The sequence below is a fragment of the Brenneria salicis ATCC 15712 = DSM 30166 genome, assembly GCF_003315515.1.
Lineage (GTDB): Bacteria > Pseudomonadota > Gammaproteobacteria > Enterobacterales > Enterobacteriaceae > Brenneria > Brenneria salicis.
The window spans coordinates 1-14,917 of record NZ_QNRY01000009.1 but is presented as its reverse complement, the minus strand read 5'-3'; the positions used below and the strand labels follow the sequence as shown (position 1 = coordinate 14,917).

General features: G+C 46.2%; 12 protein-coding genes and 1 riboswitch. Of the genes, 10 read left to right on the top strand and 2 right to left on the bottom strand.

Annotated elements, in window-relative coordinates:
• Positions 1-456 precede the first annotated feature (456 nt).
• The 6 genes from DES54_RS06020 to oxyR all read left to right on the top strand — a co-directional run bounded on the left by DES54_RS06020 (position 457) and on the right by oxyR (position 7,820).
• Entirely contained in the window at positions 457-1,524 is a 1,068-nt protein-coding gene (locus tag DES54_RS06020) for a HesA/MoeB/ThiF family protein (RefSeq protein WP_240634957.1), read from the top strand.
• Positions 1,521-2,756 (top strand): MFS transporter, encoded by a 1,236-nt coding sequence (locus DES54_RS06015; RefSeq protein ID WP_113865688.1) that lies wholly within the window; start codon positions 1,521-1,523, stop codon positions 2,754-2,756. The genes DES54_RS06020 and DES54_RS06015 overlap by 4 nt, the downstream gene beginning before the upstream one ends.
• Entirely contained in the window at positions 2,753-3,559 is an 807-nt protein-coding gene (locus tag DES54_RS06010; RefSeq protein ID WP_113865687.1) for a class I SAM-dependent methyltransferase, read from the top strand. Before DES54_RS06015 ends, DES54_RS06010 begins: the two co-directional genes overlap by 4 nt.
• Entirely contained in the window at positions 3,544-5,325 is a 1,782-nt protein-coding gene (rimL, locus tag DES54_RS06005) for a 50S ribosomal protein L7/L12-serine acetyltransferase (protein WP_113865686.1), read from the top strand. Before DES54_RS06010 ends, rimL begins: the two co-directional genes overlap by 16 nt.
• Before the next feature lie 281 nt (positions 5,326-5,606).
• Complete coding sequence (gene metF, locus DES54_RS06000; RefSeq protein ID WP_113865685.1) at positions 5,607-6,503, top strand: methylenetetrahydrofolate reductase; 897 nt, start codon at positions 5,607-5,609, stop codon at positions 6,501-6,503.
• A 399-nt stretch (positions 6,504-6,902) separates the two neighbouring features.
• On the top strand, positions 6,903-7,820 hold the full coding sequence (gene oxyR / locus DES54_RS05995; RefSeq protein ID WP_113865684.1) for a DNA-binding transcriptional regulator OxyR: 918 nt from the start codon (positions 6,903-6,905) through the stop codon (positions 7,818-7,820).
• On the opposite strand, the gene sthA is transcribed toward oxyR, so the two are convergent.
• Entirely contained in the window at positions 7,803-9,209 is a 1,407-nt protein-coding gene (sthA, locus tag DES54_RS05990; RefSeq protein WP_211185914.1) for a Si-specific NAD(P)(+) transhydrogenase, read from the bottom strand. The genes oxyR and sthA overlap by 18 nt on opposite strands.
• A 194-nt stretch (positions 9,210-9,403) precedes the next feature.
• On the opposite strand from sthA, the gene fabR reads away from it, so the two are divergent.
• Both fabR and DES54_RS05980 read left to right on the top strand, forming a co-directional pair.
• Positions 9,404-10,033: an HTH-type transcriptional repressor FabR gene (gene fabR / locus DES54_RS05985; RefSeq protein WP_169050519.1), complete on the top strand. Its 630-nt coding sequence runs from the start codon at positions 9,404-9,406 to the stop codon at positions 10,031-10,033.
• Between the two features lie 32 nt (positions 10,034-10,065).
• Positions 10,066-10,440: a YijD family membrane protein gene (locus DES54_RS05980; RefSeq protein WP_113865753.1), complete on the top strand. Its 375-nt coding sequence runs from the start codon at positions 10,066-10,068 to the stop codon at positions 10,438-10,440.
• Positions 10,441-10,483: 43 nt separating this feature from the next.
• Here DES54_RS05980 and trmA read toward each other — a convergent pair whose 3' ends face one another.
• Positions 10,484-11,587 carry a tRNA (uridine(54)-C5)-methyltransferase TrmA gene (trmA, locus tag DES54_RS05975; RefSeq protein WP_113865682.1) on the bottom strand — a complete coding sequence of 368 codons (1,104 nt, stop codon included), beginning with the start codon at positions 11,585-11,587 and terminating at the stop codon, positions 10,484-10,486.
• Between the two features lie 134 nt (positions 11,588-11,721).
• Positions 11,722-11,958, top strand: a riboswitch (cobalamin riboswitch).
• Positions 11,959-12,026: 68 nt separating this feature from the next.
• Here trmA and btuB point away from each other — a divergent pair.
• Complete coding sequence (btuB, locus tag DES54_RS05970) at positions 12,027-13,871, top strand: TonB-dependent vitamin B12 receptor BtuB (RefSeq protein ID WP_113865681.1); 1,845 nt, start codon at positions 12,027-12,029, stop codon at positions 13,869-13,871.
• Positions 13,816-14,673 carry a glutamate racemase gene (gene murI / locus DES54_RS05965; RefSeq protein ID WP_113865680.1) on the top strand — a complete coding sequence of 286 codons (858 nt, stop codon included), beginning with the start codon at positions 13,816-13,818 and terminating at the stop codon, positions 14,671-14,673. The genes btuB and murI overlap by 56 nt, the downstream gene beginning before the upstream one ends.
• Positions 14,674-14,917 lie beyond the last annotated feature (244 nt).

Here is a 14,917-nt window from a genome sequence, read left to right as displayed (position 1 = left end):
TGACACCAGAGAATAATTAATACATCTTAATATTCAAAATAAATTATCTTTCCCTAAAAATCACCCAACTTCGCAAAACTAAAATAATACTAATTATAATTGAATGTTTTATTCACAAATAATGGAACCAAAGAATCAGCGTTTTAGAAAAAAAGATATTTTTATTAATTGAATAATTTTACTGCATATTAATTAATAAGATCACTAACAATGTATAGCATTTTTTTAATTAAAATTTACCTGTTAAATTGTGATATTAATCACATATTAAACCACTGCCATGTTTACATGATATAAATAATGTTTAAGTATTGTTCTGTCACACAGGTGACGTATGAAATGAAAATAAATTAATTAAGGAGGATTCCATGGATCATTCAATGAATAACTAATAACTGAATGCCCTTCCCTTGCGTTTTTAAACAGGGGAAGGTTTTACTATTTTAAGGCGAGGGAATGATGAAAGAACATTATATTCTAGGAAAATACACACGAGTACTTGTACGCAGTGAAGATGCTATTTTTGGTGCGGGTTCGAAACAATACATCTTTAAAGAAAAGAAGGGCTGGGAAAATCTTGTCTTAGTCGCGTCAAAGTGGATAAATAGTAAAACCACAGATGAGGCTTACAACTCAGTTTCAAACTTCATGTGTAGAGATGACTTCGAACGAGTATTTGATTTCCTTTTAACACATCACTTTCTTGCTCCGGCTGAAACCGCTAAAAATATTTTCCACAATCGTTATTCAAGAAACCATCTCCATTATCAGAGTTGCGGTATGGACCCGGAGAAAGTACAGCGAACCCTCTCAGGTAAAAAGGTTCTGATTTTAGGATGCGGGGGAATTGGGAATCATGTTTCAGCTGTATTAGCCACTTCTGGAGTGGGCGAACTGATTTTAGTAGATGACGATATCGTTGAAATTACTAATCTGACACGACAAATCTTGTTTACAGAGCAGGATATCGGGCTTGCCAAAACCTCTGTACTTAACCGCGAACTCTCACTCAGAAACAGTGATGTCAAAATTTCCGAGATAAAGATGTGCATTAAAGGAAAGTCAGATATCGATAAATTACCAAAGGTTGATTTATGGATTATTTCTGCGGATGAACCGTACTATCTTGTCCCATGGCTCAATGAATGGTGTGTTGAACACCGCCAGCCTTATATAAATTCTGGATACGTAAACGATATAGCTGTGTTCGGCCCATTCTATATACCGGGAAAAACAGGCTGCTATGCCTGCAATTCGTCTGTCGGAGACCTTCCCGAATCAGATAATCCGTCAGTACAGGAAGCATGTGCCGCCATAAATAGTAATTTCAAAGTTGCCACATTTCCTCCAGTAAATGCACTATCAGCTGCAATGTGTGCAAATGACGCACTCAAATTTTTAGGTGATTTTGGCGAACCACTTTCGCTTAACCGACGAGTGGGTATATGGAGCAGCGAGCTTTTCTCTGAAGAACGTTTACTTGAAAAAAATCCATGTTGTAAGATTTGTGGAAAAGAAAAATGAACAGGGCGGGAACCTTAGCAGTGACTTATGGCACTTATAACGCTGTCCGAATGTTTATAGGTGTTTACCACGCTATATTTTTATTATCAACGGGTGTCAGTTTACCTCAACTAGCTATGCTGCAGGTTGTATTTTCTGTAACTGTTCTATTACTAGATTTTCCATGTGCGGTTCTGGCGGACAGATATAGCCGAAAATATTCGGTAATTGCGGGCGTATTCTTAACGGCTTTGTTTTATCCGTTGTGCCTCCAATCTCCAGATATGGCCGCTCTTTTCTTTTCTGAAGTTTTTTATGCAACCGGTATCTGCCTTATTACTGGTGCAATTGATGGCTGGGTATATCATTCCCTGAATGGAAGACAAGATCAATTCTCTCATTATGCTCATCTTTGCCAACGCGTTAACTCTATCGGCAGCGTTTTTACTGGGATAGCAGGGATTGGGACGATTTACCTGTCGGGCAATTACTTTTTTGGCTACATCATATCTGGCATCATGATGATATTTATTATGATCCTGTTTCTAGTCGTACCTGAAGAGATAAGGGCAGAGAGTGAAGGAGTCAAGAAGAAAACAGTTCTGCAAAATGCTTATGAAACATTGTGGATTTTCAAAAATACGGTAGGCGGGCTGTGGTTTATATTACTGACGTGTTTTTTCAGTGCAGGAATACAAATTATCTATCATTTCTGGCAACCCATCATTCTTTCAAATGAAAAAATAAATCATCTTAGTGGCTCGCAAATGTTAGTGCTGATGTTCTGTCATATTGGAGCTTTTTCAGCACAATATTTATCAAATTCAATGATGTCAAAATATCACATATCAGACGAGAAATATAAAAGTTCGGTTAAATATTTTTCATTCTTTTCAGCTGTTATATGTATAGGTTTATTTTCACTTGTCAACATGGGGCAAACTGCTGCGGCCGTTATCGCCTTTTCTTTGATTCATGGTTTCATCTGCACGGTACCAATCGGTGCCAAAAGCCTATTCTTTTCTGAACTAAATCAGGAGCAAACCACTCATGTTTCAGGAATTGTAGGGGCTGTATCTTTCAGTGGTCGAATATTTTCAGTCATTGTATTGAGTATTATTTCTTTTTTACCTGAAGGAATCTCACCTTCTTATTACCTTATATTGCCTGCTGTAACGTTTACTCTTTGCGGCATGGTTGTGATCAGATGGATGTCACTGACCCGTAAAACTATTTTAAGGAAAACCACATGACAAAACCCGTTGAAAAAATCATCACGCCTGAGTTTCTTCGTTCAATGAGTTACCCCGATTTCGTTGCGCTTATGAAACAGGATAATACGCCTCCCGGCAGCGCATACACCGTTGATTACTGGATTGAGCATGCCAGCCTTTCAAAAGACTCAGTATTGTTGGATCTTGCCTGTTCTACTGGTTACAGCTCAAGACGCTGTTTTAAAAAACTTAACATGTATGCGCATGGCATTGATATATCTGAAATTGCAATCAATACTGCTAAAGAAAAGGCCCGTAACCTTGGCGCACAAGAGCAACTCAGTTATCAGGTATCTGACGCCTGTAGTCTTCCGTTTTCCTCGAACTTTTTCACCCATATTCTTGCTGGATGCAACTTTGCTTTTATCCAGGACAGGAAACAAGCTTTGAGTGAAGTCATCAGGGTGTTAAGAAAGGGTGGCATCATTTGCACGTCCAACTTCTATTACCGTAAAGTTCCAGGTGACGATATTATAAATAATGTCTATGCCGCGATCGGATTCAGACCTGATCCTCATTGGAATCTTCAATACTGGCATGACTTTTTCGATTGCAATGAACTTGAGCTTTACCATGAAAAGAATCATGAAGTTACTTCGCAGACTTCGGAAGAACTGAAGGCGAATATCTCGGCTTATATCAAAAATGATAACGAGTTTACCCGATCATTAGATGAGGCTGCTCAAAACGCTTTCTACGAGCGATTTCTCGCCATCCGCGAGCCTTTAAATACTCAACGTGACTATCAGGGAGTGACAATTCAGTTATGGCGCAAAAAATAGTTCCAGAAAATATTATTCAGGCTGCAAAAGAGATTGCTGCACGACCGGAACACGCCAACCAGCCTTTTTTCCTTTTTGATGTCGACGCCGTGCTGACAAAAGTTAACGATATGAAGGCTGTCAGCAAAAAGTATTTTTCGGACGTCGACATTGCTGTGTCTTTAAAGTCATGCTCCCTGGGCCTGTTTACACGACTGATGGCCCAAGAAGATCTTAACGCGGAGGTCTGCTCTGTAGATGAATTCCGGTTGGCTGAAGCGGCGGGCTTCTCTGGGGATCGCATCATATTGGATGGTCCCTATAAAAACGTGGAGGATCTGTCCTTCGCGTTAGATAAAGGTGCTCTTATTCATGTCGATAGTGCCCGCGAACTACACGAGCTAGCAGAACTTGCCGCTCACCGGGACCAGTGCTACGGCGTGGGTGTCAGAATCTCGCATTATTACCGCGAAGGCCAGCGCTCCCGCTTTGGCGTTACCGCTGAAGAGTATTATCACAAAATTCTGCCCTTATTAATCAGCTCGCCCCATCTTTATCTAAAGGGTTTTCATTTGCATGTGGGGTCAAATTTAGAGTCACCGCAGAAGATCACAGATAACCTAAATGATTGGCTTCCCTTTCTTGTTAAGAATATGCCTAAGGGTGGTCATCTTGATATGGGAAGTGGTTTCCCTGCTGACTCTTTTTCATCTGATGTCAATGCTGAAACCTGTGAGCCTGAAGTTTTTTTACGCCGCATTTTTGACACCCTCGTCATCTACAATCCGAGTCTTCCTGAAAAATGGAAGCTGATATTTGAACCCGGTCGGTACCTGAGCGAAGATAACGGCTATGCGGTTGGAAAAACTTTAAGCTTTAAGCAACGTTATGATGCGCAGGTATTCCAGACCAATCTCGGTATCAACTGGCTGCCCTCAATACATAACTGGCATCATTCTCTCACGCTGTTGGACAGTTCAGATGGAGTGCAACGCGATGATGAACAGATACTGGCTGGCTTTAATTGCTTTGAGAACGACTGCCTTTATCCAAAAGGACGTTACGGCCTTAGAGAAGGACAGTCTTTCATGATACGCGGCTGTGGTGCATATGATATGCAAACCGCTAACGAATGGACACGCATAAAGCCCCCCGTTTACGCATTGCTGAATAAAAGAATAGTGACTGCAAGGGTAGCCTCGCCAGCGCTTCCGCCTGCATACCGGGATCTGTTGCACAATGATGAAAATATTCGCGTAGATGACTTCATCAGGCTGGTAACGCCCTCTTCTCGTTTTTCACCCGCTTTGTATGAGATTGTGAACCATAATAGAAAGCATTTCAGCGAGTATATGGCATGGCCAAACTACATGAATCATGAAAGTGATGAAGCCAGGTTTCTTGACGCGTGCTACCTCGCCCATCAAAAAGACGAAGGTAAAACATATGTTATTTTATTTAATGATGAGCCGGTCGGTTTACTTTCATTCAATAGTATCGACAAAGCGAATAAAACCGCTTATATCGGTTACTGGCTCGATATGAGAGTTGAAGGAAATGGGATCATCACTAAGTCTATTAAGGTTCTGCTCCATTATTATACAACGAAAAATATGATTAAACGTTTCGTAATAAAATGCTCGGTCGATAACATCAAAAGCAATGAGGTTGCTAAGCGTTGCGGGTTTGAACTGGAGGGTAAACTCAGAGAGGCTGAGTACTTGAATGGACACTTTCACGATCAAAACATCTATAGTTGGATAGCATCGGATGCACCAAAAAACTAACCACATATCCAGTTAAGTAGTATTCATTCCTCAGCAGCCCTTACAGGCTGCTGAACTGTTTTAAGAAAGCAATCTCGTTTAAAGCGCTATCTACTGTTGCTAAGTAAGATCACAGAACCGCATGATGAATTTTCTTCATGTGGCTTGAGTAATCATCACCGCATAAGCTTGTTAAAAGCGTTGACTCTTAAAGTAGATTACGTCATTTTCTATATAGACGTCTAAACGTATAGACGTTTATAGAAATGATAATAACAGTAACGGTGAATGGGGTAGCAGGTATGAGTTTTTTTCACGCAAACCAGCGGGAAGCGCTGAATCAAAGCCTGGCGGAATTGCAGGGACAGATTAATGTTTCATTTGAATTTTTTCCGCCGCGTACCAGCGATATGGAAGACACTCTGTGGAATTCTATTGACCGTCTGAGCAATTTGAAGCCGAAGTTTGTTTCCGTGACCTATGGCGCCAACTCCGGCGAACGTGACCGGACTCACAGCATTATCAAAAGCATTAAAGAGCGTACCGGTCTGGAAGCGGCTCCGCATCTCACCTGCATTGATGCTTCCCGTGAACAGTTACGTGAAATCGCTCAGGATTACTGGCAGAGCGGTATTCGTCATATTGTGGCGCTTCGCGGCGATTTATCGCCGGGCGGCGGCAAGCCGGAAATGTACGCCGCCGATCTGGTGACGTTGCTCAGAGAAGTGGGTGACTTTGATATTTCTGTCGCCGCCTATCCTGAAGTGCATCCAGAAGCGAAAAGCGCGCAGGCTGATCTGATCAATCTGAAACACAAGATTGACGCTGGCGCGAATCGTGCAATCACCCAGTTCTTCTTTGATGTGGAAAGCTATCTGCGTTTTCGCGATCGCTGTGTGGCGACGGGGATCGATGTGGAAATTGTTCCGGGTATTCTGCCCGTCTCCAACTTCAGGCAATTACAGCGCTTTGCCACCATGACAAACGTTCGTGTGCCGAACTGGATGACGGCCATGTTCGAAGGGCTGGATAATGACCCGGAAACCCGCAAAATGGTGGGCGCGTCCATTGCGATGGACATGGTGAAAATCCTGAGTCGTGAAGGGGTGAAGGATTTCCACTTCTATACGTTGAATCGCGCTGAATTAAGCTATGCAATTTGCCATACGCTGGGCGTCCGTCCGGCGGTTACATTATAAGTGATTCACTCAAGACACACGATGCTCCAATCCCCGTTCGATATTTCCCGCCAATATTCATGCCGTTAGTCAACGCGCGATCACCGTCCGCAATGACGTTATCGGCGTGTTGATCTGCTTTCCTGACGTTCTTAACAAGAGGATCATGCACGAAAGGCACAAAATGCTATAAACGTCAATTGCTTGAATACATTAGCTGGCTCATTATAGCGAGGCAAGTTGGTATAAAAGCCTCTGGTAAATATGGCTTAACCTCGTAATGATGAAATTGTTTTATTTATGAAGAAATAAACGGGTACGTTGCGATGAGCGATATTATTTATTTGTCTGTTGATAGGAAAGAACGTTCATTGCTATGCTATCTATCGCCATTTGCTATCATGATAAGGAGAATAATAAATGAATATTCGGGATTTAGAGTATCTTGTAGCGCTGGCGGAGCATCGCCATTTTCGGCGCGCTGCGGACTCTTGCCACGTTAGTCAGCCAACACTCAGTGGACAAATTCGTAAGCTTGAAGGTGAACTCGGCGTCATGCTGCTGGAGCGAACCAGTCGGAAGGTATTGTTTACCCAGGCAGGGCTACTATTAGTCGAACAGGCGCGAACCGTTCTACGTGAAGTAAAGGTATTGAAAGAAATGGCAAGCCAGCAAGGGGAAACGATGTCAGGTCCTTTGCATATCGGTTTAATCCCGACGCTGGGGCCTTATCTGTTGCCGCAAATCATCCCGATGTTGCACCACACATTTCCCAAGCTCGAAATGTACCTGCATGAAGCGCAAACCCACCAACTGTTAGCACAACTGGATAGCGGCAAACTGGATTGCGCTATATTGGCCATGGTGAAAGAGTCTGAAGCCTTTATCGAAGTACCTTTATTTGACGAACCAATGAAACTGGCGATTTATCAGGATCATCCGTGGGCGAATCGTGAGCGGGTCGCCATGTCTGATCTGGCTGGTGAGAAGTTGCTGATGCTGGAGGACGGGCACTGTCTGCGCGATCAGGCGATGGGATTCTGCTTTCAGGCTGGGGCGGATGAAGATACGCATTTCCGGGCGACCAGTCTGGAAACGTTGCGTAATATGGTGGCGGCGGGCAGCGGGATCACGTTGCTGCCGTCGCTGGCGGTGCCGAATGAGCGAGAGCGCGATGGTGTTTGTTATTTGACCTGCTACAAACCGGAGCCAAAGCGCACCATCGCACTCGTTTACCGCCCAGGTTCACCGCTGCGCGGACGTTATGAACAACTAGCCGATACCATCCGCGAGCATATGCAGGATTATATGGAAAACCTGTCAAAACAGACGGTTTAAACCATTTAAAGCCGCGACCCGAAAGGCTTCCGCCATCGTTGGGTAATTGAAGGTGGTATTAACGAAATACTCGATAGTATTACCTTCGCCTTTTTGCTCCATGATGGCTTGGCCGATATGGATAATCTCCGCCGCGCGCTCGCCAAAACAGTGGATACCCAGAATCTGTTTGGTTTCACGATGGAACAGAATTTTCAGGCTGCCTACATTCATTCCTACGATTTGCGCGCGGGCAAGATGCTTGAACTGCGCTCTTCCCACCTCGTAAGGCACTTTCATCGCCGTGAGTTGCTGTTCGGTTTTACCCACCGAACTGATTTCAGGAATGGTGTAAATTCCGGTAGGAATATCTTCAATCAGATGGGCGGTCGCATCGCCTTTGGTGATGGCTTGGGCGGCAATGCGTCCCTGATCGTAAGCCGCTGAAGCCAAACTGGGGTAGCCGATGACATCACCCACGGCATAAATGTGCGCCAGACCAGTCTGATACATGTTGTTGACCTTAATCTGCCCACGGCTATCGGTGCTCAGACCGATGGTTTCCAATCCCAGCGTTTCAGTATTGCCGGTACGACCATTGGCATAGAGCAGACAATCGGCTTTCATCTTCTTGCCGGATTTCAGATTGACGATCACGCCGTCAGGCACGCCTTCAATGCTTTCAAACTCTTCGTTATGGCGGATAACCACGCCGCTGTTCCAGAAGTGATAAGACAAGGCATCCGACATCTCCTGATCGAGAAACGCCAGCAAACGATCGCGGGTGTTGATCAAGTCAACCTTGACGTTCAATCCGCGGAAAATGGAGGCATACTCGCAACCAATAACGCCAGCGCCGTAGATAATGACGTGCTTCGGTTCATGATCCAGTTGCAGGATGGAATCGCTGTCGTAAATACGCGGATGGGCGAAATCCACTTCCGTTGGATGATAAGGGCGGGAGCCTGTGGCGATGATGATGTGTGCGGCAGTCAGCGTGTCATGCGTATCGTCCGGATAGTGGACGGCGATAGTGTGCGGATCAATAAATCGTGCTTCGCCAGAGAAGAGTTCGCACTGATTTCTTTCATAAAATCCCTGACGCATCCGCGTTTGCTGGCCAATGACGCTATCAGCGTGGCGCAGAATATCAGAGAAAGAGGAACTGATAATGCGGGAGTTATCACTATACAACGGGTTTTGATTGAATTCGATAATACGGCTGACGGCATGACGCAGGGCTTTTGACGGAATTGTTCCCCAATGGGTACAACCGCCGCCAACATTATAGTGCCGTTCGATCACGGCAATTTTGGCGCCCTGTTTGGATAATCCCATTGCGGCGCCTTCACCACCGGGGCCTGAACCGATTACTATCGCATCATAATCGAACTGCTTTGATATGGTCATGGTAGGCTCAACCTGTTTTATACAAAACAATAACGCGATTGTAACATTGACGGAGAAAGAACCCAATCATCCCTGTTTTGCCATGGAAAACGACGGTCACATTTTTAATATGACAAACTTTGTCTCAGTATGCTGAGATTAAATTTTGCTATAGTGCTTTTCTGAACAGGAGAGCAGATGATTTGGGCAGGATAATGGGTGTCAGAGCACAACAAAAAGAACGGACGCGTCGTTCCCTGATTGAGGCGGCGTTTAGCCAATTAAGCGCTGAACGCAGCTTCGCCAGCCTAAGCTTGCGTGAAGTCGCGCGTGAAGCGGGCATTGCTCCAACCTCATTCTATCGCCATTTTCGTGACGTGGATGAATTGGGGCTCACGATGGTGGATGAAAGCGGGCTGATGCTGCGTCAGTTAATGCGTCAGGCCCGGCAACGTATCGCCAAAAGCGGCAGCGTCATCAGAACCTCTGTCTCCACCTTTATGGAGTTTATTGGCAATAACCCTAACGCTTTCAGATTGTTATTACGCGAGCGATCAGGGACGTCCGCCGCGTTTCGTGCGGCTGTCGCACGGGAGATCCAGCATTTCATCGCAGAACTGGCGGATTATCTGGAAGTCGAAAATCACATTCCCCGCAGTTTTGCGGAGGCGCAGTCAGAAGCAATGGTTACCATTGTTTTCAGCGCCGGGGCGGAAGCATTGGATGTCGATCTGGAGCAGCGTAGACAACTGGAAGAACGCCTGGTGCTGCAACTGCGGATTATTTCCAAAGGCGCCTATTATTGGTACAGAAAGGAACAGGACAATAGCGCCAGAGCTTCGTGAGTATCACCTATAAACATGAGAAGGGAGAAACCATGACGGAACAACAACCTCAGCAAGAAAAAGGCACGCTGCTCCTAGCGTTAGTCGCTGGCCTGTCGGTTAATGGATCGTTTGCGGCGTTATTCAGCGCGATAGTGCCCTTTTCCATCTTCCCTCTAATTGCGCTGGTTTTATCTGTTTACTGTTTGCACCAGCGCTATATGAATCACAGTATGCAAGAAGGCATGCCGATGCTGGTCGCCGCCTGTTTTCTGCTTGGTCTGCTGATCTACAGCGCGATTGTCCGCGTTGAATACCCGGACATCGGTTCAAACTTTGTTCCTTCTCTATTTTGTGTGGCCTTGGTGTTCTGGATTGGTCTTAAATTGCGCGCCAGAAAGCCAGCCAAAGAGATCGACACGCCATAGGCACATCAAGCCTGGCGGCCAGACGCCACCTGCGTACAACGAATTACCGACGCTTTTCCAATAACACGCCGCATTCCATGTGATGGGTATAAGGGAATTGGTCAAACAACGCTAACCGGCGAATTTGATGGGTTTCGTTCAGCGTTTGCAGATTATGGCACAGCGTTTCCGGGTTGCAGGAAATATAGAGTATGCGTGGGTAGGCTTGCACCAATTTGAGCGTCTGAACGTCTAACCCGCTGCGCGGCGGATCGACGAAAATGGTGTCACATTGATAGCTCGTCAGATCGATACCTTCCAGGCGATTAAATTTGCGCACGCCTTGCATTGCCTGAGTAAACTCTTCCGCCGCCATGCGAATAATCTGTACGTTATCAACCAGATTGGCGGCAATGTTATATTGCGCCGCCGCGACGGAAGGCTTGGCGATTTCCGTCGCCAGCACCCGATCAAAATTTCGCGCCAGCGCCAGAGAAAAGTTTCCGTTGCCGCAATAAAGCTCCAGCAAATCCCCTTTTGAACCTTGAGTCGCTTCCAATGCCCATTCCAGCATCTGGATATTCATGACGGCATTGGGCTGGGTAAAACTGTTTTCTACCTGACGATAAATCATATCCCGACCTGCGACAGGCAGGCATTCGTCAACGTAATCACGATCGAGGCAAATTTTGGTTTTCGTCGCACGGCCAATAAGTTGCAGGCGGAAGCCTTGTGCGTTCAGGCTATCGCGCAGCGCGCCGGCATGCTGTTGCCATGTTTCATCCAATGCGCGGTGATAGAGCAGCGATACCGCCACTTCACCGCTCAGCGTGGATAAATAATCAATCTGGAACAGCTTGCGGCGCAGGATCGGATTTGGCTGTAATGTGCTGATCAGCACGGGCATCAAACGGTTAATCAGTTCACTGGCCGCGGGAAAGTGGTCAACCCGAATACGCTGCTTGGTCTGTTGATCGAACATGATGTGATAGAGCTCGTCGCCGTCATGCCAGATGCGGAATTCCGCACGCATCCGATAGTGACTGACTGGCGAGCGAAAAACCGCAGGCGAAGGGGCATTGAAAGGAGTCATCATCCCGTGCAGACGTTCAGTTTTTTGTGCAAGCTGGTCGTCATATTGTTCAATAGGCAGGATTTCTGGCGTCATGGTTTTCTCGTCCGAACGGCGTCTAAAGGGGGCTTAATGACAGGAAATTGTAGGGAATCCCGCCGGGAAGTCCAGTTTTGTTACATTATTATCCTGTAATGAAATAGCAGTCTAGACATCTGCAATATGCGATCGTAGCATGTGCGTCCGGCCTTGTATCAAGAGTTAAAAGGGAATCCAGTGTAAATCTGGGGCTGACGCGCAGCGGTAAGGGAAAGCCTGAGCGATAGCATTCATGCAGACACTGTCTTTTAAAGATGGGAAGTCATCGCTCTTTGTTGTTACGCCATGATTATTAAGAATATCTTCATTTTGAATCATGGCAACAACGGCACCCAAGCCCGAAGACCTGCCGGTATACGTCGCAATGACCATGACCATCGCGTGCTATCGATCGTGGTAATGCGGCATCCTTATATATGGTTTGGATGCTAAAGACATGACTAATAACAAAATATTGCTGTCGGCAGTACTTTCTGTCGCGGCCTTTCCCGCCTGGGCGCAAGACAATAATTCACCTCAAGACGCTTCTGATAACCTGGTGGTGACGGCAAATCGTTTCCCTCAACCTGTTTCCTCCGTTCTCGCCCCAATGGATATCGTTACCCGTGACGATATTGAGCGCTGGCAGGCTAAAAGCCTGACTGATGTGATGCGCAGACTCCCTGGGGTAGATATTGCGCAGAATGGCGGACGTGGACAAAATGCGTCGATGTTCATTCGTGGCACAAATTCCAGCCATGTACTCGTTTTGATTGACGGTATTCGTATGGCGTCGCCGGGCGTTACCGGCAGCGTGGATTTTAATCAGATACCGATGTCTTTGGTGCAACGTATCGAGTATATCCGTGGGCAGCGCTCCGCCGTTTATGGCCCTGAGGCTATCGGCGGAGTGATAAATATCATTACTCAGCAAGGCACTGACGGCGGAAAACTTGAGGCAGGCGTTGGCTCGAATAAATATCAAATCTATGATGGCAGCCTACGCCAGCACATTAGTGACAATACGGCGATAAGCTTAGCTGGCTCTTTTGAAGAAACACAGGGTTTCAATGTGTACTCCACGTCATCCGCTCCAGCCGATAACGATAATGACGGTTTTCGTAGCAAGGCTCTGTGGGGAAGCATCGAACAGAAATTCAATGATTCTGTATCTGGTTTTGTGCGGTCGTATGGCTATGGGAATAAAACCGATTATGATCAGCTTTCCGCGGGATTTAGCGATCAGCGACAGCTGTACAGCCGAAATTTTGACGGCGGTCTGCGATTCCAGAATAACGATTTAGCTTCGCAACTGATTGGCAGTTATCAGACGTACAAAGATTATAACTTCGAATCCGCCAAGGGTAACTTTGTGCCAGGTTATTCATTAAATGAAGTCACACAGCGGAGCTTATTGTGGGGCAATACGCTGGCGATAATAAATGGTTCGATTAGTGCCGGGGTTGACTGGCGTCGGGAAGAAAATAAACCGGGCACAAGTAATCAAAGGCATATGCGTGAAAATACAGGACTTTATCTCACGGCTCAGCAACAATATTTCGAGCAAGTGACTTTAGAAGGCGCGATACGTACAGACGATAGCAGCCAGTATAATCGGCATAACACATGGCAGGCAGCCGCAGGTTGGACGTTTATACCGGATTATCGCGTCATCATATCTTATGGCACCGCATTTCTCGCTCCTGCGTTCGGTCAGATATACGGTACCTGGGGCAATGATAGCATTAAAGCGGAAGAGTCATCCCAATGGGAAGCCGGGCTGGAAGGGCTGACGGGCCCACTATCATGGCGTTTATCCGCTTACCGCAACAAAATCGATAACCTGATAGATTACGATTATGTGACTAATAAGTATTTCAATACGGATAAGGCGACAATAAAAGGCGTTGAGTGGACGGGTAACATTGATACGGGCATATTTAGTCACCGCTTAACATTGGAGTACCTAGATCCGCGACGGGATTCGGATAATACCATTTTGGCACGCCGGTCGAAGCAAAAAGCCTCGTATCAGATTGATTGGAGTCTGTTTGATATCGATATGAATATCGCTTATCAATATAACGGTAAACGGTACGATAACAGTCCAAATATGTTTAACTCTCAACAACGCCGCCTCCCAAGCTACAGTACGGTCGATCTCGCCGCGTCATATCCGGTCATCCCGCATCTGACGGTTCGTGGTAGAATCGCCAACCTGTTTGATAAAGATTATGAGACGGCATATGGCTACCGAACGGCAGGACGAGAATACTATCTCACCGGAAGCTATATCTTCTGACCTGCCATCCCGTCCCACGGTTCTAGTGTTTGATTCCGGCGTGGGCGGGTTGTCTGTTTATGAGGAAATCCGGCAATTGTTGCCGGATCTTCACTATATATATGCATTTGATAATGAAGCGTTTCCCTACGGTGAAAAGCCGCCGCAGTTTATTATTGAACGTGTAGTCGGGATTGTTACCGCTATTCAGCGGCGCCATCCGTTGGCATTAGTGGTGATTGCCTGTAACACCGCCAGTACCATTTCTCTTCCCGCCTTACGTCAGCGTTTTATTTTTCCTGTCGTAGGCGTGGTTCCCGCAGTTAAACCGGCAGCGAAACTAACGCGTAATGGTGTCGTTGGTTTGCTGGCGACCCGTGCAACGGTGCAACGTCCTTACACGCACGAGCTTATCGCCCGTTTTGCAAATGATTGTCAGATATTGTCACTTGGTTCGTCAGAATTGGTTGAATTGGCAGAAGCCAAGTTGCAGGGGGAAACGATCTCAACGGTCGAATTGCAAAAGCTTTTGCGTCCTTGGTTACGTTTGCCAGAGCCCCCGGATACGGTTGTTCTTGGATGTACCCATTTCCCGTTGCTGGCAGAAGAACTACTAAGGGCGTTACCCGATGGGACGCGGCTGGTGGATTCTGGTGCGGCGATTGCCAGAAGAACCGCCTGGCTGGTCGGCAATCTTGAAAATTCACCTTGTTCATCAGAAAAAAACTTGGTGTATTGCCTGACGATTACCCCTAAAGTCGCCACACTCTGGCCGATATTGCAGCGTTATGGCTTCTTTTCACTGGAAAAACTGCTGCTTTAGCGTGCTAATGGATAAATTGTAGGCGAACGATATTTTTTTTGCATTTAGCGCTTGTCAGCGGCGGATAAGTGCCTATAATGCGCCACCACTGACCCGGCGACAGCGGCTTGCGCGGTTGTGAGGTGAGTGGGGAGTCGGGGAATAATCACTTGACTCTGAAAGAGGAAAGCGTAATATACGCCACCTCGCGTTAGTGGCTAAGGCCAGTACGCACTGCTCTTTAACAATTGAATCAGACAATCTG